The organism is Caloranaerobacter longqiensis, assembly GCF_050286925.1.
In the GTDB taxonomy this organism is placed as follows: domain Bacteria; phylum Bacillota; class Clostridia; order Tissierellales; family Thermohalobacteraceae; genus Caloranaerobacter.
On sequence record NZ_JBFWFX010000012.1, the window covers coordinates 1 to 26246 of the forward strand.

At 30.6% G+C, this 26246-nt stretch carries 25 protein-coding genes and 3 riboswitches; of the genes, 18 read left to right on the forward strand and 7 right to left on the reverse strand.

Going from position 1 to position 26246, the window contains the following annotated elements; genetic code table 11:
• Positions 1–162: 162 nt before the first annotated feature.
• Together AB4Y15_RS09930 and AB4Y15_RS09935 are read right to left on the reverse strand one after the other, a co-directional pair.
• Positions 163–924: a BRO family protein gene (locus tag AB4Y15_RS09930; protein ID WP_427340178.1), complete on the reverse strand. Its 762-nt coding sequence runs from the start codon at positions 922–924 to the stop codon at positions 163–165.
• Between the two features lie 106 nt (positions 925–1030).
• A complete protein-coding gene (locus tag AB4Y15_RS09935; protein ID WP_427340179.1) occupies positions 1031–1273 on the reverse strand; it encodes a helix-turn-helix transcriptional regulator in 243 nt (80 codons plus the stop codon).
• A 170-nt stretch (positions 1274–1443) separates the two neighbouring features.
• Here AB4Y15_RS09935 and AB4Y15_RS09940 point away from each other — a divergent pair, with 170 nt between their 5' ends.
• Positions 1444–1815 (forward strand): helix-turn-helix domain-containing protein, encoded by a 372-nt coding sequence (locus AB4Y15_RS09940; protein ID WP_427340181.1) that lies wholly within the window; start codon positions 1444–1446, stop codon positions 1813–1815.
• A gap of 268 nt (positions 1816–2083) precedes the next feature.
• On the forward strand, positions 2084–3529 hold the full coding sequence (locus AB4Y15_RS09945) for a recombinase family protein (RefSeq protein WP_427340183.1): 1446 nt from the start codon (positions 2084–2086) through the stop codon (positions 3527–3529).
• Between the two features lie 109 nt (positions 3530–3638).
• Here the strand turns inward: AB4Y15_RS09945 and AB4Y15_RS09950 are convergent, their stop codons facing one another.
• The 5 genes from AB4Y15_RS09950 to AB4Y15_RS09970 all read right to left on the reverse strand — a co-directional run bounded on the left by AB4Y15_RS09950 (position 3639) and on the right by AB4Y15_RS09970 (position 6463).
• The gene (locus AB4Y15_RS09950) at positions 3639–3905 is read right to left on the reverse strand and encodes a spore coat protein (RefSeq protein WP_427340185.1); all 267 of its coding nucleotides are present in this window, start codon (positions 3903–3905) and stop codon (positions 3639–3641) included.
• Positions 3906–4109: 204 nt separating this feature from the next.
• Positions 4110–4316 (reverse strand): hypothetical protein, encoded by a 207-nt coding sequence (locus tag AB4Y15_RS09955; RefSeq protein WP_427340186.1) that lies wholly within the window; start codon positions 4314–4316, stop codon positions 4110–4112.
• 437 nt (positions 4317–4753) lie between these two features.
• Entirely contained in the window at positions 4754–5026 is a 273-nt protein-coding gene (locus tag AB4Y15_RS09960; RefSeq protein WP_427340188.1) for an ABC transporter substrate-binding protein, read from the reverse strand.
• Positions 5027–5061: 35 nt separating this feature from the next.
• Positions 5062–5481, reverse strand: coding sequence for an ABC transporter ATP-binding protein (locus AB4Y15_RS09965; RefSeq protein ID WP_427340190.1), 420 nt, complete (start codon positions 5479–5481; stop codon positions 5062–5064).
• A gap of 266 nt (positions 5482–5747) precedes the next feature.
• Positions 5748–5923, reverse strand: a riboswitch (cobalamin riboswitch).
• 171 nt (positions 5924–6094) lie between these two features.
• Positions 6095–6463, reverse strand: coding sequence for a hypothetical protein (locus AB4Y15_RS09970; RefSeq protein WP_427340192.1), 369 nt, complete (start codon positions 6461–6463; stop codon positions 6095–6097).
• A gap of 279 nt (positions 6464–6742) precedes the next feature.
• Between AB4Y15_RS09970 and AB4Y15_RS09975 the strand changes: the two genes are divergently transcribed.
• From AB4Y15_RS09975 to AB4Y15_RS10050, 16 genes are all read left to right on the forward strand, one after another.
• Positions 6743–7009: a hypothetical protein gene (locus tag AB4Y15_RS09975; RefSeq protein WP_427340193.1), complete on the forward strand. Its 267-nt coding sequence runs from the start codon at positions 6743–6745 to the stop codon at positions 7007–7009.
• A gap of 110 nt (positions 7010–7119) precedes the next feature.
• A riboswitch (purine riboswitch) is annotated at positions 7120–7221 on the forward strand.
• Positions 7222–7334: 113 nt separating this feature from the next.
• Positions 7335–8789, forward strand: a complete 1455-nt coding sequence (gene guaB / locus AB4Y15_RS09980) for an IMP dehydrogenase (protein WP_427340194.1) — start codon at positions 7335–7337, stop codon at positions 8787–8789.
• Between the two features lie 201 nt (positions 8790–8990).
• Positions 8991–10523: a glutamine-hydrolyzing GMP synthase gene (guaA, locus tag AB4Y15_RS09985; RefSeq protein WP_427340195.1), complete on the forward strand. Its 1533-nt coding sequence runs from the start codon at positions 8991–8993 to the stop codon at positions 10521–10523.
• 100 nt (positions 10524–10623) lie between these two features.
• Positions 10624–10725, forward strand: a riboswitch (purine riboswitch).
• A gap of 211 nt (positions 10726–10936) precedes the next feature.
• Positions 10937–12262 carry an NCS2 family permease gene (locus tag AB4Y15_RS09990; protein WP_427340197.1) on the forward strand — a complete coding sequence of 442 codons (1326 nt, stop codon included), beginning with the start codon at positions 10937–10939 and terminating at the stop codon, positions 12260–12262.
• A 268-nt stretch (positions 12263–12530) separates the two neighbouring features.
• Entirely contained in the window at positions 12531–13016 is a 486-nt protein-coding gene (gene purE / locus AB4Y15_RS09995; RefSeq protein ID WP_427340198.1) for a 5-(carboxyamino)imidazole ribonucleotide mutase, read from the forward strand.
• 11 nt (positions 13017–13027) lie between these two features.
• Positions 13028–13735, forward strand: coding sequence for a phosphoribosylaminoimidazolesuccinocarboxamide synthase (purC, locus tag AB4Y15_RS10000; RefSeq protein WP_427340200.1), 708 nt, complete (start codon positions 13028–13030; stop codon positions 13733–13735).
• The gene (purS, locus tag AB4Y15_RS10005) at positions 13735–13980 is read left to right on the forward strand and encodes a phosphoribosylformylglycinamidine synthase subunit PurS (protein WP_427340202.1); all 246 of its coding nucleotides are present in this window, start codon (positions 13735–13737) and stop codon (positions 13978–13980) included. Before purC ends, purS begins: the two co-directional genes overlap by 1 nt.
• Positions 13981–13982: 2 nt before the next feature.
• Positions 13983–14687, forward strand: a complete 705-nt coding sequence (purQ, locus tag AB4Y15_RS10010; RefSeq protein ID WP_427340204.1) for a phosphoribosylformylglycinamidine synthase subunit PurQ — start codon at positions 13983–13985, stop codon at positions 14685–14687.
• Positions 14687–16888 carry a phosphoribosylformylglycinamidine synthase subunit PurL gene (gene purL / locus AB4Y15_RS10015; protein ID WP_427340274.1) on the forward strand — a complete coding sequence of 734 codons (2202 nt, stop codon included), beginning with the start codon at positions 14687–14689 and terminating at the stop codon, positions 16886–16888. Before purQ ends, purL begins: the two co-directional genes overlap by 1 nt.
• Positions 16873–18261 (forward strand): amidophosphoribosyltransferase, encoded by a 1389-nt coding sequence (gene purF, locus AB4Y15_RS10020; RefSeq protein ID WP_427340205.1) that lies wholly within the window; start codon positions 16873–16875, stop codon positions 18259–18261. The genes purL and purF overlap by 16 nt, the downstream gene beginning before the upstream one ends.
• A gap of 115 nt (positions 18262–18376) precedes the next feature.
• Positions 18377–19420: a phosphoribosylformylglycinamidine cyclo-ligase gene (purM, locus tag AB4Y15_RS10025; protein WP_427340207.1), complete on the forward strand. Its 1044-nt coding sequence runs from the start codon at positions 18377–18379 to the stop codon at positions 19418–19420.
• Positions 19408–20034, forward strand: a complete 627-nt coding sequence (gene purN, locus AB4Y15_RS10030; protein WP_427340209.1) for a phosphoribosylglycinamide formyltransferase — start codon at positions 19408–19410, stop codon at positions 20032–20034. The genes purM and purN overlap by 13 nt, the downstream gene beginning before the upstream one ends.
• A 122-nt stretch (positions 20035–20156) precedes the next feature.
• Entirely contained in the window at positions 20157–21689 is a 1533-nt protein-coding gene (gene purH, locus AB4Y15_RS10035) for a bifunctional phosphoribosylaminoimidazolecarboxamide formyltransferase/IMP cyclohydrolase (RefSeq protein ID WP_427340211.1), read from the forward strand.
• Positions 21690–21835: 146 nt separating this feature from the next.
• Positions 21836–23095 carry a phosphoribosylamine--glycine ligase gene (purD, locus tag AB4Y15_RS10040; protein WP_427340212.1) on the forward strand — a complete coding sequence of 420 codons (1260 nt, stop codon included), beginning with the start codon at positions 21836–21838 and terminating at the stop codon, positions 23093–23095.
• 514 nt (positions 23096–23609) lie between these two features.
• A complete protein-coding gene (locus tag AB4Y15_RS10045) occupies positions 23610–24974 on the forward strand; it encodes an extracellular solute-binding protein (RefSeq protein ID WP_427340213.1) in 1365 nt (454 codons plus the stop codon).
• Positions 24975–25168: 194 nt separating this feature from the next.
• On the forward strand, positions 25169–26224 hold the full coding sequence (locus AB4Y15_RS10050; RefSeq protein WP_427340215.1) for a DUF4097 family beta strand repeat-containing protein: 1056 nt from the start codon (positions 25169–25171) through the stop codon (positions 26222–26224).
• The last annotated feature ends 22 nt before the right edge of the window (positions 26225–26246 follow it).

Consider the following 26246-nt stretch of genomic DNA (forward strand, 5'->3'; position numbering starts at 1 on the left):
CACAACATTTTATATTTCTAAATGAATGTTCACCTATCTGCTCATATTCCCAACCTAAAGTATCTAAACACTCTTTAACTGTCATTAATTTCAAATTAGGAAATGCTTCTTGTAAATGTGGTTTAGTCATATTAATTACTCTCCTTTCATCATTTAAAATCTTTATCTAGTAACTGCTACCTCTTCTTGCATGCTTTCTTCTATAAGTCTTTTAATAATATAAACTTGACCTTTGCCTGTTACTCGTGTAGTCCTATAAGTAAATGTGCCATTTGAACTTTCTCTTACACCTTCAATTACTTCAAAATAGCCTTTATCAATGTACTTTTGTTTCGGTTCCGTAGAATTTTTGAAAATCAATCCCCATTCCCTTAATTTATTCCAGAGTCTTTTCTCTCCTATGTTAATACCTTTTTTAGATGCAATTTTAGCTACTTGTCTTACTAGGATTGAGTTTTCACTAGCTGCTATTTGCTTATTAAATCTTTCAGCTTCTAGTCTTTTCTGTCTTTCTTCTTTTAGCTTTGTAGCAAGCTGTATAAGAAAATCTGGACTAGTTAATGCTTTTTCTAATACTTCATCTGTCATATAAGCTCCATGCTTGCGAATGCTAGGAAGCACTTCAGATGTTACCCATCTTTTAAATTTCTTTGCTGTTGGAAGTTTACTGCTTAATATTAAACTGTATAATCCACTTTCATTGATTAAAGTAGTTTGAGTTTTAACCATATTCCCATTTTGGGAATGTGCTATCATTTCTTTTATTCTATCTTCCTCGTCAACATGCATAATTACTGCTTTTGAAGGATTTGAATATCCTAAAATCTCTGCTATATCTTTTCCTATAAACCATGGTTCGTTATTTCTAATAATCACTCTAACCCTACCAAATTCATTGTTGCTGAAAACTTGTAAATCTTTCATCTTTATTTTATGCCTCCTTTTTCTTTGTTTTGTCTTTCTTTAATCCTAATCGCTATTTTCAGTATTGTTTCATAAGCCAATTCCATAAAAATTCCCCCTTTAGCACTCAAGCAGTTTCTTTTGTCCTCGTATTGCGTACATTTTCATTAAAAAAAATTTCTTCATACTTTACATCAAACAAACTTAAAATCTTATTTATCTCCGATTGTGTAAATTCACTTTTCCCATTTTCTTTTTTGTTATAAGTTTGAACTGATATGTTTAATAACTGAGCCATGTCATCTTGTGTTATATTGTAGTTAACTCGTAAAGATTTCAATTTCAGTTGTGCTTTATCTGAAAGCATCATGTTATCACCTCCTACTTTTGTCCTCATATTGCGTCCTTAATTTTAGTATAGTCCTCATATTGAGAATTGTCAATGCTTTTTTAAATAATTTTTTAATTTTTTTCTCGTTTTGCGTAATGCACTTAAAAAATTTCGCATATTGTGTATAATATAAATGGGAGGTGAGTCTTATGTCTTTAGGAAGCAGATTAAAAGAATTAAGAAAAGAAAAACAATTATCTATTAGAGAAGTAGCAAAAATATTTAACATTGGAAAAACAACAGTATCTAATTACGAGAATGACGAAAGAAAACCAGATTATGAAATGATAAAAAAATTTGCAGAATTTTATGGTGTTACAACAGATTATTTGCTTGGGCTTACAGATGAAAGAAATATTTACAAGCTAAAAAAAGATGAATTACCTTTAGAAATTAGAGAATTAGGTGTAGAATATATAACTGTAACAAAAGAGCTTAAAGAAAAAGGTTTGTCTCCAGAAGATATAAGAAAAATAGTAAAATTTGTAGAAGATATAAAAAAACAAGATAATAAAAAATAACAACCTGAATGGTTGCTATTTTTTTTCTTTATTTTTATTTATGTAAAGTGTATCTTTAATTTTTATATCAATCAATCCTTCTACATTAATAGTTACTATTTTAATATTCATGTGAAGCCCCCTTTTGATGACAGATTATTTAGCTTAAGAGCATCTAATTAGAACATATGTTCTGTTTTGATTATACTACTTTTGATATATTTAGACAAGCTAATCGACAAAACTGGTTAAAAAATTATAAAATTTGACAAAATAGAAAGGTGATTATATGAAAAAGGTTGCTATATATATTCGTGTTAGTACTCAAGAACAGGCAAATGAAGGATACAGTATTCAAGCTCAAAAAGATAGACTAATTAACTATTGCAAAGCAAAAAGCTGGAATATATATGACATATATATAGATGGTGGTTTTTCAGGCAGTAATTTAGATAGACCTGCATTACAAAAAATGCTTAATCAATTAAAAAATATTGATATTGTTCTTGTTTATAAATTGGACAGGCTATCTAGAAGCCAAAAAGATACTTTATATCTAATCGAAGAACAGTTTTTACCAAATAATGTTGATTTTGTATCTTTGCAGGAATCTTTTGACACAACAACACCTTTTGGTAGGGCAATGATAGGTATTTTATCAGTTTTTGCACAACTTGAAAGAGAAACTATTACAGAAAGGTCAAGATTAGGGAAACTTGAAAGGGCAAAGGAAGGCTTATGGTCTGGTGGTGGTCCTGGACCTATAGGGTATGATTATATCCCGCATGAAAATCGATTAAAAATAAATGAATATGAAGCAATGCAAGTAAAAGAATTGTTTGAACTTTATGTGCAAGGTAAAGGCGTAAGACAAATAGCAAAGATTTTTAAGGAAAAAGGATATAAACATAAGTATGGTGATTGGGATGCACATCCAGAAGTATCTATGATTAGAGTAATTGAAAATCCAGTATATATAGGCAAAATAAGACATAAGGACGAAGTATTTGATGGACAACATGAAGCTATAATAGATGAAGATATTTGGCATAAAGCCAATTTATTACTTGCAAGAAGAAGAGAAAAGATGAGAAATAACAAAAAACATAAGCACTTACTTAATGGTTTCATATGGTGTGGCAATTGCGGTGCTAGATATGTAGGTCATTTTAGCGGTAGTACAGGTTATAAATACAATTATTATTCTTGTTATTCAGTAAGAAAAATTCAAAAGCGAATGATAAAAGATCCAAATTGTAAGAATAAAACATGGAGAAAAGAAGAATTAGAACCTCTAGTGTTGGAAAAAATCAAAAAGATTAACATTGATAAAAATGAACTTATGGAAATTTATAATAAAAGTAATACAAAAAAAACGATTAATATAGATACTCATAAAATAAAAGAAAATAAAATCAAACAAATAGATAAACAAATTGCAAAACTGATGGATTTATATCAAGATGATAAGATACCTGTTAGCATAATATCTGAAAGAATTGAAAAGCTCTATAATGAAAAGAAGGCATTAGAAAACTCTATTAATGAAGTTGCTGCAACTCAAGATAATAATTTTGATTTTGAAGAGCTTTATAATATCATACAAAATTTTGATGAAATATGGCAAGAAGCTACTTTTGAAGAAAAAAGGATTATATTAGAAGGTTTCATTGATAAAATAATAATTTATAATGATCATATAGAAGTAGAAGGTCCTTTTTTTAGAAACAATTAACACCTACTGTAGTAGCAGATAAGGAAGAAGAAAAAGACAACATGGGAATGGGTGGCGGAATGCCAATGATGTAATAAAAAACCTCCGGTAAAAAACCGGAGGTTTTTATTTATTGTATAGATTGAAATTTTTCTACTGTATTAAGTAAATCTGATTTATTTACTAGACGGCTTCTATTCCATCCTCTTTCATCCATTATATTATATATTGTATATTGAATATCTTGAATATCGTTTAGACATTCAGATAGTATTTTCCTTAAAAATGGGCAAGTTGATTCAACAATTGTATTATTATAAGAAATTGCTAATTCCTTTTCCGACAATACTAAGTCATTTAATATTTCTTTTTCTGATAAATTGTTAATAATATACATGAGGTATGCCTCCTGACCATATGAATTTTAAATTTTAAATTTTAAATTCTAAATTTTAAATATTATGTGCTTAGTACCTAGTACCTAATTTTTTCTTGCTTTGTTTTCTAATTCTAGTATCAAGTAACTAGTACCTAATTTTATACGATATCCAGCTAATCTACTGACTGTTGACCATCGACTAATTTTATATTTTAAATTTTTTTATCGGCTATCAACTAAATAGCTAAGTACTTTCTTATAATTTTTCTTATGTCTCTTACTAGCGTTGTAGCATAAGTTTTTAAGCTCGCTATCATAACACATTTCTGCATAATTTAAGTATTTTTTATATAGTAGTTTTTCTTGTCTTAATTGTTCTTCGATTAATGAGAGAGTTCTATAATCTAGCTTAGAATTAAAATTTGCCATGGCAATACCTCCGATTTAGATTTATTGGCTTTTCGTAATTCGCTATTAAATACTTAATTTTACCAAAACATCTGATTTTTGGTTGGTAGTTATTAATCTATTAACTATCGACTATCATTTAAAATCCATTCATTATTAGTATTTTACTTAATAAAAAATATATAGCATGAAAAAAAGAGATAGCAAACAATAAAATAGTTTAAATTGAAAAAAAGGGAAGTTGAAAACAAAGGGAAAGAAACAAAGTGATGGTTCTGTTGTATCCAAAATGTTTGCAAATATGAATAAAATAAAGCTAAGTTTCAATTTTTAAAATTGAAATTTAGCTTTGTGCAGCTGAAATTTTTTATAATCCATAGGAAATTGTATTCCTTATTAAATTATAGATAATTTTGAATATAATTTCCGTAATGGATTTCAACAAAATTTGCCTTAATTTATTTAAAATGAAGATTTTGTTCTTTGTTAAATACTTCAGGGTAAAGAATTTTCGCTAATTTTTCATATGCTTCTGCATATCTATCATTAGGTTTGTATAGATATAAATCTTTTGGAAGGATTATGTATCTATTATTTTTTACGGCTGTTAATGATGCCCAAGCTGGATTAGATTCTACATCGCTTTTTAATTTTTTAAATATCTTTTCTTTATCACTGCCCATAGTTTGAACAAAAATAAAATCAGGATCTTCTTGAATTATTTTTTCCATTAAGATACATATTAAGTTTTCAAATTACATCTCTTTTATCTTGGTACAAATCTTTTTCTTAATTTTTGAAGCCCAGTTTTTTCTATAGCCCAGTCTACTATCTCTTTGTCCTCTTTGAGAAGTCTTTTTCTAAAGCCAAGATGCGGATATCTGCCATATGATACGAGATTTTCTACTGTTACATCTGCTGAAATATTTTTAATTTGAGGTAAAATTGCTAGCTTTTGGGCTATTTTTTTAGTATTAATAGAATAAATATCTTCATTGTCCAAATATATATTACCTTTAGATGGTTTTAAACATCTTGATAATGCTTTAAGAAGAGTTGATTTTCCCGAACTATTAGGTCTTATTATTGAAACTAGTTCCCCGTCATTAACTTTTAAATTGACTTCTTTTAATATTTCTTTCTTTCCATAGTTAACACAAAGTCCTTCAGCTCTAATTCCAATCATCTAACACCTTCTTTTCTTCTTAATAAATATAGGTGAAATTTTTACTGCTCCATTGCCTACGCTTATAAAAAAACTTATTATAGTTAAAATAATAAAATAAGATTAATATTACATTTTTGTTTACGATTTTGTTTTCTGCCATAGTATCACCTTGATTTTTATGAAGTTAATATGAAAAAAGCCCATAACCTTCTTTAAGGTATGGGCTTTATTTTGCTATTTTAAACATAACAAATAAAAGTACCCCTTCCCACCGAAGGTTTACTTCTCGTAAAAAAAAATAGGCAGGTCTCCTGACTCGTGGATTATCCTACTCTCAATGCTTTCCCAGTCAACCCAGTGGCTTATATATTGATTTCGTAACCACTCACAGTAGCGGTGGCTGTATCGGATTTGCACCGATTTCCCTTTTAATATAAAAACCTATTTTTTCTCCTATATTCTATTTTACATAACCTATCATATCATAAAAAGATATGATTTTAAATATATTTTATATTATATAAATTTAATGAATTTCAAAGGAAACAAGGGAACAGAAGGATACAGGGGGATGGTTCTAGTGTATCTAAAAGGAAACAGGAGAATTGTCTCCTTATTTCCTGCTGAATGTTTATACTATTGCGACTAAAAATATTCCTAAATAGATAGTTGCTAAAATCACAAAAAGGATTTTTTCATTTTTCTTTTCACTAATTTTAAAGTATACAACAGCATATATAAATCCTATCAATAAGTAAACAATAGCAATTAATAGTCTTAAAACTGTATTATCTATTATAATAAAAGAAATAGTAGATATTAGATGTATAAAATTTCTAATATATTCTTCATATTCCTCTCTATGCTCATTTTTGACTTCTTCTCTAAGAGTTAGCATTATTTTTTTTGCATTTATTATACCATATATCATATCAAATACTGGAATTAAGGCTATTATAGTTAGTATTAAGTTTCTATCTATAAATTTTATACCTAACATAGCATGCAATCACCTTTAAATTTTATGTTGTTTGATTTGTTAAAAAGTAATTAAATTATAAAACGAAGGCATGATAGACTATGTGAAAACTATTTTTTAATTAATTATATAATAACATGCTACTTTTTTGAAACATATATTACATTAATATGGCATAATATAATGAAATTTGAAGAAGGATTCGAAAAATGATAACATAAATGGTATTGATACCCTCAAAAGTTTGTTATATAATGGATGTAAATTTGGACGAGTTGAAAAAGTTTTGGATATTTAGGAGTGGGAAAGATAGTGTTAAAGAGAGTTTCAATAGTTAATGCGGTTTTATTTATTGCTGTTATCCTATTAAAAATATTTTATGTAAGCAGGTTGAATTATAGTATTGGATTAGTTTTAGAGAGTGAAAAGCTAAAAGATATGGCAGTGAATCTCTTTGGGACAAAAATAATTGGGTATTCTCAATATTATATTAATGATTTTGTTATGTATATATTGATTATTGGTTTAATTTTTAATATATATGTTGCAGTGAAAAAGGATAAGTAAATGAGGTATCTATATTAGATGCCTCTTTTTTTTAAAATTCAAATAAGATACGCAATTTTCTATATAAATTAATCTTGACAATCCCCAAAATTTTTGTTAACTTAAAAAGAAAACTAAATAACGGCTACACTCATATAATTTCTGGAATATGGCCAGAAAGTTTCTACCAGGCAACCGTAAATTGCCTGACTATGAGTGGAATTTTGTATTAAGCCTAGCTATATTTATAGCTAAGGTGTAGTTTTTGTACTCAAAACACAAATTCCACTCAGGGGTTTGTGTTTTTTTGTTTAGCTATTTAATAATAAATCGGGGAGGAATTTTAATGGAAAAGTTTTTAAAAGAAGGATTAACTTTTGATGACGTTCTTTTAATACCAGCTAAATCCGAGGTACTACCTAAAGAAGTAAATGTTGAAACTTATCTTACAAGAAAAATTAAACTTAATATTCCTATAATGAGTGCGGGTATGGATACAGTTACGGAAGCTAGGTTGGCTATAGCTATTGCAAGAGAGGGCGGAATTGGTATTATTCATAAAAACATGTCTATAGAAAGACAGGCTATGGAAGTAGATAAAGTTAAGAGGTCAGAACATGGCGTTATCACAAATCCTTTCTATCTTTCACCAGAACATAGTGTATCGGATGCTTTAGAACTTATGGAAAGGTATCGCATATCTGGCGTACCAATAACTGATGCAAACAAAAAATTAGTAGGTATTATAACAAACAGAGATATAAGATTTGAAACTGATACAAGCAAGAAAATTAAAGAAGTTATGACTAAAGACAATCTTGTTACAGCTAAAAGAGGAATTTCTATGGAAGAAGCTCAAGAGATAATGAAGAAACATAAAATAGAAAAACTTCCATTAATAGATGATGATGGAAAGTTGGTAGGGTTAATTACAATCAAAGATATTGAAAAATCTATAGAATATCCAAATTCAGCCAAGGATAGTAAGGGTAGATTATTAGTTGGAGCGGCAGTTGGAGTTACAAAAGATATGCTTGATAGGGTTAAAGCGCTAGTAGATGCACAAGTAGATGTTGTTGTTATAGATACAGCACATGGACATTCTAAAGGGGTTCTTGAAGCTGTAAGTAAGATAAAAGAAAAGTTCCCTGAACTTCAATTGATAGCTGGAAATGTTGCAACTGCAGAGGCTACTGAAGATTTAATAAAGGCTGGTGCAGATGCCGTAAAAGTTGGTATAGGTCCTGGTTCAATATGCACAACAAGAGTTGTAGCAGGTGTAGGAGTACCTCAGATTACAGCTATTTATGATTGTGCACAAGCGGCAAAGAAATACAATGTTCCTATTATAGGAGATGGGGGCATCAAATATTCTGGAGATATAGTTAAGGCTATAGCTGCAGGAGCAGATGTAGTTATGATGGGTTCTTTATTTGCAGGAACTGAAGAAAGTCCAGGAGAAACTGTGTTATACCAAGGTAGAAGATTTAAAGTATACAGAGGTATGGGTTCAATTGGAGCTATGACTTCTGGAAGTAAAGATAGATATTTCCAAGAAGATAGTAAAAAACTAGTACCAGAAGGTGTGGAAGGAAGAGTTCCATATAAAGGACCGCTTAAAGATACTATATTCCAATTAGTTGGTGGACTTAAGGCAGGAATGGGCTATTGTGGTACACCAACAATCAAAGATTTACAAGAAAGAGGACAATTTATAAGGATAACTCAGGCTGGTTTGATTGAAAGTCATCCTCATGATATACAAATTACAAAAGAAGCACCTAATTATAGTGGAAGATAGAAATACTAAATTTAAAATTCAGACTGTTGACAAACTTATATTTTCTTATATTTTTTAATATTTATGAAAATGAAAGCGAATGCTTGAAAGCCTTAAGTTTTTTCTAAATTCGTCTGCATGAGCGTCATTTTCATAAAATATTTTACTTTGTCAACAAGCTCTATTTTTCATTTTACATTTCGTAAAAGCGGAGGTAGTATAATGAAGAACGATTTAATTCTAATACTTGATTTTGGAGGACAATATAGTCAATTAATAGCTAGAAGAGTAAGAGAAGCAAATGTATATTGTGAAATAGTACCTTATGATTATGATGTTGAAAAGATAAAGGCTAAATCTCCAAAAGGAATTATTTTCTCGGGAGGGCCTGCTAGTGTTTATGCAGAAGATTCTCCAAAATGCAATCAAGGAGTTTTTGATTTAGACGTACCAATCTTAGGAATTTGTTATGGTGGCCAATTGATTGCACAAGTTTTTGGTGGAGAAGTGAGTAAAGCCGATTCTAGAGAGTACGGAAAGACTAAATTAGAAATTATCGATAATAGTGATTTATTTAAAGGTTTAGAAGAAAGTATAATATGTTGGATGAGTCATACTGATTTTATTGAAAAACTTCCTGAAGGTTTTAAAGTTATAGCAAGCACAGATTCTTGTCCCGTTGCAGCGATGAAAAATGAAGAAAAAAATATTTTTGCAGTTCAGTTTCATCCAGAAGTAGAACACACTCAAAGAGGTAGAGATATAATTAAAAATTTCATATATAATATTTGCAAATGTGAACCTAATTGGACTATGGAGGATTTTATTGATCAATCTATTAGAGAATTAAAGGAGAAAATAGGAAACAAAAAAGCTATATGTGCATTGTCAGGAGGAGTAGATTCTTCTGTTGCTGCAGTATTAGTTCATAAAGCGATAGGGCATAATCTTACTTGTATTTTTGTTGACCATGGTTTGCTTAGAAAAGATGAAGGAGACCAAGTAGAGAAAATATTTAGAGACAAATTCAATATGAATTTAATAAGAGTCAATGCAAAGGATAGATTTTTAAGTAAGCTAAAAGGGGTAACTGATCCGGAAAAGAAGAGAAAGATAATAGGAGAAGAATTTATTAGAGTTTTTGAAGAAGAGAAAAGCAAACTTGGGAAAGTTGACTATCTTGTTCAAGGCACAATATATCCAGATGTTATAGAGAGTGGAACTGATAAAGCTTCTGTTATAAAGAGCCATCATAATGTAGGTGGACTTCCTGAAGATGTTGATTTTGAAATTATAGAACCTCTGAGATTATTATTTAAAGATGAAGTGAGAGAAGTTGGAAGAAAACTTAATATACCAGATGAAATAGTAGACAGACAGCCGTTCCCTGGGCCTGGATTGGCTATAAGGGTTTTAGGCGAGATAACTGAAGAAAAATTAGAAATAGTTCGTGAAGCTGATTGGATATTTAGACAAGAAATTAAGAGAAATGGACTTGATAAAAAGATTTGGCAGTATTTTGCTGTTCTACCAGACGTGAAAAGTGTAGGGGTTATGGGAGATGAAAGAACATACAGTCATTTAGTAGTGTTAAGAGCGGTAACTAGTACGGATGGAATGACAGCAGATTGGGCTAAAATACCATTTGATATATTAGAGGAAATATCAAATAAAATAGTTAACAATGTAGAAAATGTAAACAGAGTAGTATACGATATAACGTCTAAACCACCTGGAACCATTGAATGGGAGTAAATAATGTTCGTACTATAACAAACATTATTTTTATTAATTATATTTAATATTCGTAAAAAGTATTGACTTATGTATTTTAATCTGTTATCATTAGTCTTAAGAAAACAGAATATTCGGCACTCATATAATCCCTGGAATATGGCTGGGGAGTCTCTACCAAGCAACCGTAAATTGCTTGACTATGAGTGAAAGTGTACCTAGGGTTCCGGAAAACTTTACTTTTATGTAATGTTTTCGTCTGGTCCGAGCGGTACAGGTATTACCATGTGTAATATCACACCGAGGGGATAAAAGCCCGGTCGGGTAGGTTTCACTTATAGCATAAAAACCTACCCTGACCGGGCTTTTAATTATAATAAATTAGGCTGACAAGTTAATAGTCAGCATTAAATAAAAAATAAGGAGGTATAGTAGTGGAGAAATTTTTTAAGCTATCAGAAAACAATACAAACATCAAAACAGAGATTACAGCAGGTATAACAACTTTTATGACAATGGCGTATATACTAATAGTTAATCCATCGACTTTATCTGCAACTGGTATGGACTCCAAGGCATTATTTACTGCAACGGCTCTATCAGCTATTATAGCAACATTAGTAATGGCACTTTATGCAAATTATCCATTCGCATTAGCACCAGGTATGGGATTAAATGCATACTTTGCTTATACAGTTGTATTAAAAATGGGATATTCATGGCAAGTTGCATTGACAGCAGTATTTTTAGAAGGAATTATATTTATAATATTAACATTCTTAAATGTTCGTGAGGCAATCATAAATTGTATTCCATTAAATATAAAGCATGCTGTTTCAGTAGGGATTGGTTTATTTATAGCTTTTATAGGACTAGTTAATTCAGGAATTGTAGAAACAGGAATGTCATATGTTGGTGATGGTAAATTAGATGGGATAATAGTAAAATTAGGTGATATAACAAGTAAATCACCTTTATTGGCCTTGATAGGTTTAGTAGTTACAGGTATTTTGTTAGCTAGAAATGTAAAAGGTGCATTATTAATAGGGATTATTATTACTACTATAATAGGTATTCCTATGGGTGTAACACAATTACCTGAAGGAATGAAGATTATAAGTTTACCTCCTTCATTATCACCTATAATGTTTAAATTTGATTTTTCAAGCATACTTACTTTAGACATGTTAGTAGTTTTATTTACATTCCTATTTGTTGACATGTTTGATACTGTCGGTACATTAGTAGGAGTTGCATCTAAAGCTGATATGCTTGATAAAGAAGGTAAACTACCTAAAGCAAAACAGGCTCTATTTGCTGATGCTATAGGTACTACTGTTGGTGCCATTTTGGGAACAAGTACTGTTACAACTTATGTAGAAAGCGCATCAGGAGTAGCCGAAGGTGGTAGAACAGGTTTAACATCATTAACAACTGCTGGTATGTTTGCAATAGCCCTATTATTCTCACCACTATTTACAATGGTTCCAAGTGCTGCTACTGCACCAGCTTTAATATTAGTTGGTTTATTTATGATGTCTCCAATTAAAAAGATAAATTTAGAAGATTTTACAGAAGCAATTCCAGCATTTTTAACAATAATAATGATGCCATTAACTTATAGCATTGCTGATGGTATAGTATTTGGCATAATCTCTTACATTTTATTAAAATTGTTAACAGGTAAAGGAAAACAAGTTTCACCTATAATGTATATTTTAGGAATACTATTTGTATTAAAGTTTATAATGCCACATTAATGAGTGTGAAGGGTTGACCGATTAGTAAAAGTCCGGAATAAAGTATTGTCATTTCGGACTTTTATGTTTATGGCTGAGGTATTGATTAAAATTGAAAATTTAAAATATAAAAAATTTAAAATTTTTTAATTATTCGATATTTGATTATTAAAAGCTAGTAGCGAAGAATCAATTCTTCGCTACAGGTGGTAGGTATGATATGCTGTAGATATCGAATATCGAAAAATGAATTGCGAATGTCTAAATAATTAAAAGGAGGGGTTTTAAAATGAAAGTAGCTGTGGTGATGGGAAGTGATTCAGACTTTCCAATAGTTTCAAAGACATTAGAAATATTAGATAAGTTTGGAATTGAGAGAGAAGTAAGAGTATTATCGGCTCACAGAACACCATATAAAGCGTTAGAGTTTGCAAAAAATGCAGAGAGTAATGGATTTGATTTGATAATTGCAGCGGCAGGAAAAGCAGCTCATCTTCCAGGTGTTTTAGCAGCAGTAACTATTCTGCCTGTTATTGGCCTGCCAATTAAATCTTCAACATTAGATGGGATGGATTCTTTATTGTCAATAGTTCAGATGCCAAAAGGTATACCAGTTGCAACTGTAGCTATTAATGGAGCAGAAAATGCGGGGTTATTAGCAGTTGAAATATTGTCGCTAAAATATACAGAATTAAAGGATAAGTTAAGAGAGTACAGAGAGGAAATGAAAAGAATTGTTGAAGAAAAAGATAGACAAATAAAAGAAAAAAATTAGGAGGGGTTAGAATGAAAAAAGAGTTTATTTATGAAGGAAAGGCGAAAAGAGTTTATAAAACTGATGATGAGAAGGTATATTTAATTGAATATAAGGATGATGCAACTGCATTTAATGGAGAAAAGAAAGGAACTATAGAAAACAAGGGAATCATAAACAATAAAATATCAGCAATGCTTTTTAAATTATTAGAAAATGCTGGAATAGAAACACATTTTATCAAATTGATTGACGAAAGAAGGATGCTAGTTAAAGCTGTAGAAATCATACCAATAGAAGTTATTGTCAGAAATGTTGCAGCAGGTTCTTTAGCAAAACGACTTGGGTTTAAAGAAGGAACACAGTTAGAGACTACAGTTCTTGAATTTTGCTATAAAAATGATGAATTAGGTGATCCATTAATTAATGATTATCATATACAAGCATTAAAACTTGTAGATAAGGAAGAATTAGAAATTATAAAGGAAAAGGCATTAAAAATAAATGAAATATTAGTGGACTTTTTCGAAAAAGTTGGCTTAAAACTTATAGATTTCAAATTGGAGTTTGGAAGATATGATGGTAGAATTATTTTAGCTGATGAAATATCACCAGATACATGCAGATTATGGGATAAAGAAACAAATCAAAAAATGGATAAAGATAGGTTTAGAAGAGATTTAGGTAAAGTAGAGGAGGCTTATAGAGAAGTATTAAGGAGAGTAGAGGAGGTTCTATAATGAAGGCAGTAGTTTATGTAACTTTAAAAAAAGGCATTTCGGACCCTCAAGGCAATGCAGTTAAAGAAGCATTAAATTCTTTAGGGTATAGAGAAGTTAATAAAGTAAGAATAGGGAAGATAATTGAGCTTGAACTTGAAGATGTAAATAGGGAAGAAGCTGAAATCAAGATAAAAGAGATGTGTGAGAAATTATTGGCTAATACAGTTATGGAAAAGTACAGTTTTGAGATACTGGAGGGTTAAAAATGAAATTCGGAGTCGTTGTTTTTCCAGGTTCTAATTGTGATATAGACTGCTACAAAGTATTATCAAATGTTCTTAATAGGGATGTAGATTATGTTTGGCATGATACAGAAAATATAGAAAAATATGACGTAATAATTTTGCCAGGTGGTTTTTCATACGGTGATTATTTAAGATGCGGAGCAATAGCAAGATTTTCTAAAATCATGGACAGCGTGGTTAAACATGCTAATAAAGGGAAATTGGTAATAGGGATTTGCAATGGATTTCAGATATTAACTGAAGTGGGATTACTTCCTGGGGCACTTATAAGGAACAATAATCTTAAGTTCATATGTAAAACTGTTCCTATTAGAGTCGAAAATAATACTACACCTTTTACTTTAAATTATGAAAAAGGACAGGTTATTAATATACCTATAGCTCATGGTGAAGGTAATTATTTCATTGATGAAGAAGGATTAGCCCAGCTCGAAAAGAATAATCAAATTGTCTTTAGATATTGCAGTAAAGATGGTCTAATAGATGAAAAATCAAATCCGAATGGTTCTGTAAAAAATATTGCAGGAATATGTAATAAATCGGGTAATGTATTGGGAATGATGCCGCATCCTGAAAGGGCTTCAGAATTATTGTTAGAAAATGAAGATGGACTAGCGCTATTCAAATCTATAATAGATTATTTAGAGAGGGGACATTTCAAGTGATGAATAATAAGCCTTGGAAAAGTGTAGGACTTACTAAGGAAGAATACGATAAAATATTAGAAATCTTAGGCAGAGAACCTAATAATTTAGAGTTAAATATGTACGGTGTTATGTGGTCTGAACATTGCAGTTACAAGAACTCAAGAGCACTTTTTAAGCATTTTCCAACATCAAATGAAAGAGTACTTCAAGGGCCTGGTGAAAATGCTGGAATTATTGATATAGGAGATAACAAAGCTATAGCAATGAAAATAGAAAGCCACAATCACCCTTCCGCAGTAGAGCCTTATCAAGGAGCTGCAACTGGTGTTGGAGGAATTATCAGAGATATTTTTGCAATGGGAGCAAGACCAATAGCACTTCTAAATTCTCTAAGATTTGGAGAAATAGAAGATGACGCTCATATGAGATATTTATTTAGTGGAGTAGTTTCAGGAATTGGAGGATATGGAAACTGCATCGGTATTCCAACGGTAGGTGGAGAAGTATATTTCAACAAATGTTACCAAGGCAATCCTTTAGTAAATGCTATGTGTATTGGGGTTATTGAACACGATAAAATTCACAGAGGAACTGCAGCAGGTGTTGGGAATTTAGTTATGTATGTAGGGGCATCTACTGGAAGAGATGGGATAGGAGGAGCGAGTTTTGCTTCTGTAGAATTGACTGAAGAAACAGCAGAACAGAGGTCAGCAGTCCAAGTTGGAGACCCATTTATGGAAAAGTTGTTATTAGAAGCTTGTCTTGAACTTCTAGATACAGATTATGTTGTCGGCATACAGGATTTAGGAGCTGCTGGATTAACATCAGCATGTAGTGAAATGGCTTCTAGAGGTAATTCAGGTATGGTAATAGACGTGTCATTAGTTCCTAGAAGAGAAGAAGGAATGCTACCTGTAGAAGTAATGATATCGGAATCACAAGAAAGAATGCTTCTTGTTATAAAAAAGGGTGCAGAAGAAAAGGTTAAAAAGATATTTGATAAATGGGGACTTCATTCGGCCGTTATAGGAAAAGTTACGGATGATGGAATGTTGACTATTATGGAAAATGGCAAAATAGTTGGCAGGGTACCTGCAAAATCTTTAGCTGATGAGGCACCAAAATATTACAGAGAATACAAAAAGCCAGAGTATATAGATAAAAAGAGAGCTCTTTCGATAGATAAATTAAAGGAAGTTAATGATTTAAATGAAGCATTATTTAAAATGCTTAGCTCTACAAATTTATGCAGTAGAGAATGGGTTTATAATCAGTACGATTATCAGGTAAGAACTAATACGATAATAACCCCTGGTTCAGATGCAGCTGTAATTAGAATTGATGGAACGAATAAAGCCATAGCTGCTACGACAGATTGTAATAGTAGATATTGTTATTTAAATCCTAGAAGAGGGGCTCAGATTGCAGTTGCTGAAGCGGCTAGAAATATTGTTGTAACTGGTGGGAAACCTTTAGCTATTACTGATGGACTTAATTTTGGAAATCCAGAGAAGCCAGATAGATTCTGGCAGTTTAGAGAGAGTATTTTAGGTATAAGTGAAGCTTGCAGGAAGTTCAATACTCCAGTTGTAAGTGGTAATGTAAGTTTTTACAACGAAACTCCAGAAAATGCAATATATCCGACTCCAATAATAGGAATGGTAGGACTTATAGAGGATCTAGATAAAGTTATGACTATGGAATTTAAAGATGAAGGCGATATTATTGTACTTTTAGGTTCAACTAAGGAAGAAATTGGTGCAAGTGAATATTTAAAGGTAATTCATGGTTTAGAATTAGGTGAAGTACCAGAAATAGATTTAGATTTAGAAAAAAGATTACAAGATTTATGTCTTGAGCTTATAGATAAAAAACTTATAAAGTCAGCTCACGATTTGAGTGAGGGAGGATTAGCATTAGCATTATGTGAGTGCTGCTCTAAAGGTAATTTAGGAGCTGAAATTTCAGTAGATACAGATTTAAGAGAAGATATATACTTATTTTCAGAAAGTCAATCAAGAATATTGGTATCTTTAGATTCGAATAATGTAGACAAATTAAAAGAATTATGTAATAAATACGAAATCCCATTTACAGTATTAGGAAGAACCATAAAAGATAAATTATCAATAGAAATTAATGGCAGTTCAGTAATTGATGTTAAAGTAGAGGATATTACAGATAAATTAAGGAGTGTATTGCCATGTATAATGGGCTAGCATGTAGTGATAAGTTAAATGAAGAATGTGGTATAGTTGGAATATATTCGAATGATATAAAAGACATTTCTAAACTTACTTACTTTGGATTATATTCGCTGCAGCATAGAGGACAGGAAAGCTGCGGCATTGCTGTTAATAATAAAGGTAAAATCAAATACTGTAAAGGCATGGGATTGGTATCTGAGGTATTTGATGACGATGTTTTGAAAAATCTTGATGGCAATATAAGTATAGGGCATGTTAGATATTCTACAACAGGAGAAAGTAGAGCTTCAAATGCTCAACCTTTAGTAGTTAAGTATAAAAATGGAGATATTGCATTAGCCCATAATGGCAATTTAGTGAATGCTCATACTATAAGAGAAATATTAGAAGAAGAAGGTGTTGTACTTCAAACTACTATAGATACTGAAGTAATAGTTAATTTGATAGCAAGATATCATAAATCGGGTATTGAAAGTGCAATAAAAAAGGTTATGGAACTTATTAGAGGCTCTTATGCATTAGTATTGACTATGGGAGATATGTTAATAGGAGTAAGAGATCCATATGGGATAAGGCCTTTATGTATAGGGAAATTAAAGAAAGGTTTTGTTATTGCATCGGAAAGTTGTGCGTTAGATACTGTTGGTGCTGATTTTATTAGGGATGTAGAACCTGGAGAAATCATTATCATTGATGAAAAAGGTATGAAAAGTATACCATATGATAAATGGTGCAAAAAAAGTTTATGCATTTTTGAGTTAATTTATTTTGCTAGACCTGATAGTATAATGGATGGAATTAGCGTTTATCTTGCTAGAAAAGAAGCTGGCAGGATTCTTGCGAGAGAGTCTAAAGTTGATGCAGATATAGTTATATCTGTTCCAGATTCAGGTACGGCGGCTGCAATAGGATTTTCAGAAGAGTCGGGAATCCCTTTTAGTGAAGGATTAATAAAAAATAGATATGTTGGAAGAACTTTTATTAAGCCTAGTCAAGAGTTAAGGGAGCAGGGAGTAAGACTTAAACTTAACGTATTAAAGGAAAATATAAAAGGGAAGAGAGTCGTTTTAGTAGATGATTCTATAGTTAGAGGGACTACTATAAGAAGAATTGTAGATATTTTAAAATCGGCTGGAGCTAAAGAAGTGCATGTAAGAATAAGTTCACCACCTGTTAAGTATCCTTGCTTCTTTGGGATAGACACTCCTGAGAGAAAACAACTTATAGGTGCAAAGAATACTACTGAAGAGATTAGAAAGTTGATAAATGCGGATAGCTTGAGTTATTTATCTATCGAAGGCCTTATAAAAACTACAGGTAAAAATGGAGGGTTTTGTTTAGCTTGTTTTAATGGTGATTATCCTATGGAAGTACCATTGGGCTAAAAATAAAAATGAAAAATTGAAAATGGAAAATGTAAAATTATTTGGTGTTTAATAATAGGAGTTAATAGTTTTTAATCATTAATTTTACATTTTACATTCCTATAAGGAGGTTTATATGGGTACTAAAGGTATTACTTATAAAGATGCAGGTGTTGATATTAAAGCTGGATATGAAGCGGTTAATCTGATTAAAGAACATGTAAAGAGAACTTATACTAAAGGAGTTATGTCGAGTATAGGAGGCTTTAGTGGCCTTTTTAAAATAGATACAGATAAATACAAGGAACCTATTTTAGTATCGGGAACGGATGGAGTGGGAACTAAACTAAAAGTCGCTTATATGATGGATAAGCACGATACAATTGGAGAAGATTGTGTTGCAATGTGTGTAAATGATATATTGTGCCAGGGTGCAAAACCTTTATTTTTTCTTGATTATATTGGGACATATAAGATAGAGCCTACAGTTATTTCAAAAATAGTTGAAGGAGTAGCGAACGGTTGCGTAAAAGCTGGATGTGCTTTAATAGGTGGAGAAACTGCTGAAATGCCCGGTGTTTACAGTAAAGGTGAATACGATTTAGTTGGATTTGCAGTAGGCATAGTAGATAAAGATAAAATTATTGACGGCTCTAGTATTTCTGAAGGAGATGTTTTGATAGGACTTAAATCTAGTGGACTTCATAGTAACGGTTTTTCTTTAGTTAGAAAGTTATTTTTTGAAATAGAGAAATTCAGCGTCAATCAATATGTGGATGAATTGGGAACGACTTTGGGGGAAGAGTTATTAAAACCTACTCGTATATATGCAGATGTAATTGAAAAGATTTTAGATAAATATGTTGTAAAGGGAATGAGTCATATTACAGGTGGAGGATTTTATGAGAATATACCAAGAATGCTTCCTGAAGGATTTGTTGCAGATATAGATGTTAGATATATAGATATACCAGCTATTTTTAAATTAATCGAAAAATTAGGTAGAATCGATAAAAAAGAAATGTATTCTACTTTTAATATGGGAATTGGAATGGTTATAGCTGTAGACAAAGAAGATGGAGATAAAGTATTAGATTATTTAAATAGCATAGGAGAAAGGGCATATCTAATAGGGGAGATAAAAAAGGGAGAAGGTGGCATTAGAATATGTCATCAGTAAATATTGGTGTCTTAATTTCAGGAAGCGGTACTAATCTTCAGGCCTTGATTGATAGTATAGATAAAGGCTATATAAATGGAAAAATAAAGGTTGTAATTTCTAATAGAAAAGATGCTTATGGGCTTGTAAGAGCAAGAAAAAATTTAATAGAAGCTCTCTATATAAATAGGAAGGAATTTAATAGTGATATAGAATTTGATTTAAAAATATTAGATGAACTAGAAAAACGGCAAGTTGAATTAGTAGTATTAGCAGGATATTTAAAAGTATTGAGCAAAGAGTTTGTCAATCATTATAAAAATAGAATTATTAATATACATCCTTCTTTGATTCCGAGCTTTTGCGGGAAAGGATATTATGGAGAAAAAGTCCATAGAGCAGTATTAGAGTATGGGGTTAAGATAACAGGTGCTACTGTCCATTTTGTCGATGAAGGAGCAGATACAGGACCTATTATATTACAAGAAGCTGTTTTTGTAGATGATAATGATACTGTAGATACGCTTAGAGAAAAAGTGTTGAAAGTAGAACATAAGCTTTTACCAATGGCAGTAAAATTGTTTTGTGAAAACAAATTAGAAGTCATAGGCAGAAAGGTAATAATTAGGGATTAGATTTAAATTTTACATTTTGCATTTCTATTTACAGTATCATGGCAACTGGTAACTAGTAGCATATTGTTCTTTAGTAGCTTGTAGCTAGGAACTAATGGAAATGAAAAGAGGAGGTATTTACTTTGAAAAGAGCACTTATTAGCGTATATGATAAGACAGGCATAGTAGAATTTTCAAGAAAGTTAAAGGAGTTAGGATGGGAAATTATATCAACTGGAGGAACGAGAAAAAAGCTTGCTGAAAATGGGATAGAAACTATAGATATTTCAGATGTAACAGGTTTTCCTGAATGTCTTGATGGAAGAGTAAAGACACTGCATCCTAAAATTCATGGTGGGTTATTAGCAATAAGAGATAATGATGATCATATTAAAACTTTAAAGGAGCTTGAAATAGACTGTATAGATATGGTTGTTAACAATCTATATCCTTTTAAGGAAACAGTAAGTAATCCTAATGCAGCTCATGAAGAGATAATAGAAAATATCGATATAGGTGGCCCATCTATGCTTAGAGCAGCAGCTAAAAACTATAAATACGTTACAGTTATAGTAGATCCTAATGATTATGACAAAGTAGTAAATGAGTTAAAGGAAAAAGGAGACGTAAGTTTAAAGACTAAAGAATATCTTGCTGCTAAAGTATTTCAATATACAAGTCATTATGATGCATTAATATCAGAGTATTTTAACAAAAGAGCCAATATAGATATGCCAGATTTAATTACTTTAACATTTGAGAAAAAGCAAGATTTAAGATATGGAGAAAATCCTCATCAAAAAGCAGCATTTTATACTGATGTATATCCAACAAAAGGAACTTTAGGACAGGCAAAAAAGCTTCATGGAAAAGAACTATCTTTTAATAACATAAACGATACAAATGGTGCATTAGAGATTTTAAAGGAATTTGAAGAACCGACTGTAGTAGCTGTAAAACATACTAATCCATGTGGTATAGGTAGCGGTAATACTATTAGTGAAGCATTTAAAAAAGCATATGAGTCAGATAAAGTGTCAATATTTGGTGGAATTATTGCGGCAAATAGGGAAATTGATAGAGAAACTGCCGAGATGATAAATAAAATCTTTATAGAAGTAGTGATAGCTCCATCATATACTGCTGAAGCTTTGGAAGTGCTTACTTCTAAGAAAAATATTAGGATACTGGTTTTACCTGAAATTACTGCAAGAGAAGAAAGTGGATATGATATTAAAAGAGTACTAGGCGGAATATTAATTCAAGACAGAAATACTAAACTTATACAAGATGAACTTAAATTTGTAACAGAGAGAAAACCTACTGAAAAAGAATTAGAGGATTTATTATTTGCTTGGAAGGCAGTAAAGAATGTAAAATCTAATGCAATTGTATTAGCTAAGGATAAAGGAACTGTTGCTGTTGGGCCAGGGCAGGTTAGTAGGATATGGGCTTTAGAGAATGCTATAAAACAGGGCGGGAATCGAGTTAAAAACAGTGTAATGGCATCTGATGCATTCTTCCCATTCCCTGATTGTGTAGAAGCAGCTTATAAAGCAGGAATAACTGCAATTATTCAGCCTGGTGGTTCGATTAGAGATAAAGAGTCTATTGAAGCAGCAAATAAATATGGTATAGCTATGGTATTTACAGGTATAAGACATTTTAAGCATTAGCATTATTATAAATTTAAAATTGAAAATTTAAAATGTAAAATTAATTCGTTGATCATTATTGGTTATTTGCTAAATAAAGAGCGGAAAGCGAAACACAAAAAGCGAATGACAGAATTAAATAGCGAAAATGAAAGGATGAATGGGGAATGAAGGTTTTAGTTGTAGGCGGTGGTGCAAGGGAGCATGCAATAGTTTGGAAGATATCTAAAAGTCCGAAGGTAAGTAAAATATATTGCATACCTGGTAATGGAGGAATAAGTGAGATTGCTGAAAATGTAAACATAAAGGCTGAAGATATAGAACTTTTATCAGAATTTGCTTTAAAAGAGAATATTAATTTGACTATAGTAGGTCCTGAAGCACCATTGGTAGAAGGCATTGTCGATAAATTCAAAGAAAAAGGGCTTAATATAATAGGGCCAGATAAAAAAGGTGCAATGCTAGAAGGTAGTAAAATATTTGCTAAAAAATTTATGGAAAAGTATAACATACCTACAGCGAAATACAAAACCTTTAAAAATAGTAAAAATGCAATTGAAGCTCTCGGTAGTTTTGAATATCCTTTGGTAATAAAGGCAGACGGTTTAGCTGGTGGAAAAGGTGTAGTAATCTGTAAAACTAGACAAGAAGCTGAAAAAACTATAATTGATATGATGGAGGAGAAAAAGTTTGGTTTATCTGGTGAAAATATAGTTATAGAAGAATATTTGGAAGGTATAGAGGCATCACTTTTATGTATTATTGACGGCAAAAAAATAATACCTATGGAGAGTGCAAAAGATTATAAAAAGATATTTGAAGGAGATGAAGGACCGAATACAGGTGGTATGGGATGCTTTTCACCACACCCATTATTTACTCAAGCACTAAAAAATACTATTAGAGAAGAAATATTGGATCGTATTATGTATGGGTTGAATATGGAAAAAATATTTTATCAGGGAATTTTATTTATAGGACTTATGCTTACAAAGGACGGTCCTAAAGTTTTAGAATTTAATGTTAGAATGGGCGATCCAGAAACCGAAGTAATACTCCCAAGATTAAAGAGCGATATAATTGAAATTTTTGAAAAGACTTTGTCTGGAAAATTGATAGAAGATGATTTGAAATGGGAAGATAAACATTGTGTATGTGTAGTAGCAGCATCAAGAGGTTATCCAGTAAGCTATGAAAAAGGAAAGCTAGTTACAGGACTAGATAGAGTTGATAAAGAAGTTATTGTTTTTCATGGAGGAACGAAAAAAGTAGATGGTAAAATTTATACAAATGGAGGTAGAGTACTTACAGTTACGGCTTTAGGAAATTCTCTAGAAGAAGCTAGAGAAGTTGTATATGATAATCTTGAAAAGATTAATTTTGAGAATATGTATTATAGAAGAGATATTGGGAAATTGGGACAGTAAGCTAAACTTACTGTCCCAATTTGTATTTGTCATTCATTTTTGCTATTTGCTTACTTGATATTATATGGTAAAATAAAATAAAAATACAAATTAAACATTTATTGGGAGATAAGGATAGTAGTTTATTTATAGGTATATTTTATTTAAAATAATTACCGGTTGGTGACAGAATGGATAAAAAAATGTGGATTAAATATATTCCTCCTACAGGTGGTAATGATGAGTGGAGTGAAGAAAAAGAATTATTGCGTCTTATTGAGAAAGAAAAATGATAAATAATTGAAGATTAATCAGGTAAATAGGAAATTCTTTAGAAGAAGCTAGAGAGATTGCATATGATAATATTGAAAAGATTAATTTTTAAAATATGTATTATAGGAGAAATATTGGGGAATTGGGACAGTAAATTACTATCCTAATTTGATTACATTAGTTGGCATGATATTATAATGATTTAATAATGTTTTTAATATCTTATTTTGCGATACCGTAATTTACAAGAGGAGTGATATTTATGAAAATGAAAAAACTCATAAGTTTACTGATGAGTTTAGTATTATTATTGACTGCTGGATGTTCAGACATAAGTCAAAATGCATCAAAAAATGATGCTAATGATAATAAAAATAAAGCGGTAAAGGAACAAAATGAGATAACTATTGCTATATGGAAAGGTGACTTAGATGGATTAGGTTATTACTATAATATTTTTAAAACATATAGGTACAAATTTGAAAAAGAAAAAGGTGTAAAAGTTAACTTTGATGTAATTAGTGGCAGTTATGAGGATTATTCAAAGAAGTTGAGTACTAAGTTGTATGCAACAGAAGGTCCTACACTTATATTTATTTCATATTACGATACATATGAAAAATATATAAACAGCGGGATTGTATTAAAAGTAGATGGAAAAATTGGAAATCTTGAAAAAGTATATGATAACTTGAGAAATGAGTATTTTGTACCTATTGGAATGGTTTATGAGCCTATTGAATTAAATGGTAAAGTACTTAATGAACTGGGGCTAAAAGAACCAGACTTTAATTGGAGTAGAAAAGATTATCTTGAGATAAAAGAAAAATGGTTAAATCATGAACCTATATATTTAATTCCAGAGTTATATTGGGAACTTGTTGATAATATAGTGTATGATTTAGATATATTAGATTTATCTAATAAGAAAATTAGTCTTAATAAACCAGAAGTTATTAAGTATATAAAGTCTATAAAGGAAGAAATCAATTCTGGTAAATACATATTATATGATGACTATAAATGCGAAAATTATTATAAAATGATATTCGAGTCGAGTTCAGATGAATATAAGAAAGCAAAAGAAATGGCTAATTTGATCTATGATAAAATGTTGAGAAAGTTTTATCCTGGAAACGCTTTAAAAACTTTGAAAATGGGTCTAGTTGTAGATATTGACAAAGATGTTATTCTACCTAATGTGGTATATAGTGAGCCGAAGCTTAAAACGTGGGCATTTTTAGTAAATAGAAATGGTAAAAATGTAGAACTGGGAATCGAGTTTTTGAATGGATTGTTGAGTGATGAAATGCAAATAGAGATGTTTAAAAGTAAATTCGATACATATCCTGTAAGTAAGGCTATAGAGAGCAAGATAGAAGAAATAGAAAAGCAAAATAATATAAATGAAAAAGCAGTTAAATTAAGAAAGTTTATATTGGAGCAGATAGAAACAGGTAATTATAAACCTTTCGCAGAGAAAGATAGAACAATAGATGCTATTGAATTTTTGTTAATGAAAGAAATGACAAAATTTATTTTTGCAGATGAATCATATACAGATGAAGAAATAAGTCAGGAGCTTCAAAAGCTAGAGAATAAATATAATATTTGGTTGAATGAATAAAACAATCATATATAAAGGGATGACAGATTGTGTAAAAACCAGTCTGCTGTCTTTTTATAACACAAAGAAATAAGCGACGTAATGGATATAGGCGAAATTTACCTTATACAATTTATTTAAATCGAAAATTTTGTTCTTATTATGTATTAATGCATAAATAATATAAGTTAGTTTAAAAGGGAGGCAAATTAATAATGAAAAAAATTATTAAACTATTTTTATTAACTATATTACCTATATTCGGAATTAGTCTATTTTCTGGTTGTGATGATAATGTAATAATAATTAAATTTGATGACACAGAAAAATATGAAAAAGATATGTCATATGAAAAAGAAATAGATGCAGCTAATTGTAAAAAACTTAAAATAAATGCAAATATATCAGACGTAGAAGTAAAAAGAACAAAAGGCGATTTAATTGTTATGGAAGTATTTAATAAAGTTAAAGGTGAAAATGAAGAAGTCGTAGAGGAAATGCTAAAGAATATGGATTATAAAATAGAAAGAAATGGAGATACGATAGAAATTAATTCTATTAGCAATGCTAAGCCAGAAGGAATATATAACATAACAGCGAAACTAAAAGTTAACATACCAGAGAAATTATTATTAATTGATGTTATTACTAGAATTGGAAATATAGACATAGATGCAGCGTTGGAAAAAGTGAATGCAGAAACAAATGTTGGGAATATAAATGTTAATTTGGAAAAATCAAAAGAAGTTAGACTAACATCTGATACGGGAGATATTAGAGTTAAAGGACAAAGTGAAGAACTTAATATTGTAACGAGAGTTGGTAAAATAGATTTAGATATGATGGAAGTAGTGAATTCAAATATTAAGTTGAAGATAGGTAACATAGATGCTGATTTTAAAAAGGCAAAAGCAATTAGGTTAGTGTCTGATACAGGGGATATTACAGTTAAAGGGCGAAGTGAGAAGCTTGATGTTATCACGAGAGTTGGCGAAATAGATTTAGATATGGAGAAATTAGTAAATGCAAATATTAAATCAGAAATAGGGGATGTGAATGTACGCTTAAGAATAATTGATTATAATGGTGAATATATGTTTGGATCTAAAGTTGGAGATGTGAAAATAGAAATTCCTAAAGATACTAAAGTTAGTATTAGTGGATTAGAAAAAGGAAATATAAAGTTAGATGGTATAAAATTATCTGAAGATGGAGTAAAATTATATATTAATTCTCCAAGTAAAGGGAATGTTAGAATACGAGGATATTAATGGAATTATTATACCTTTAAAG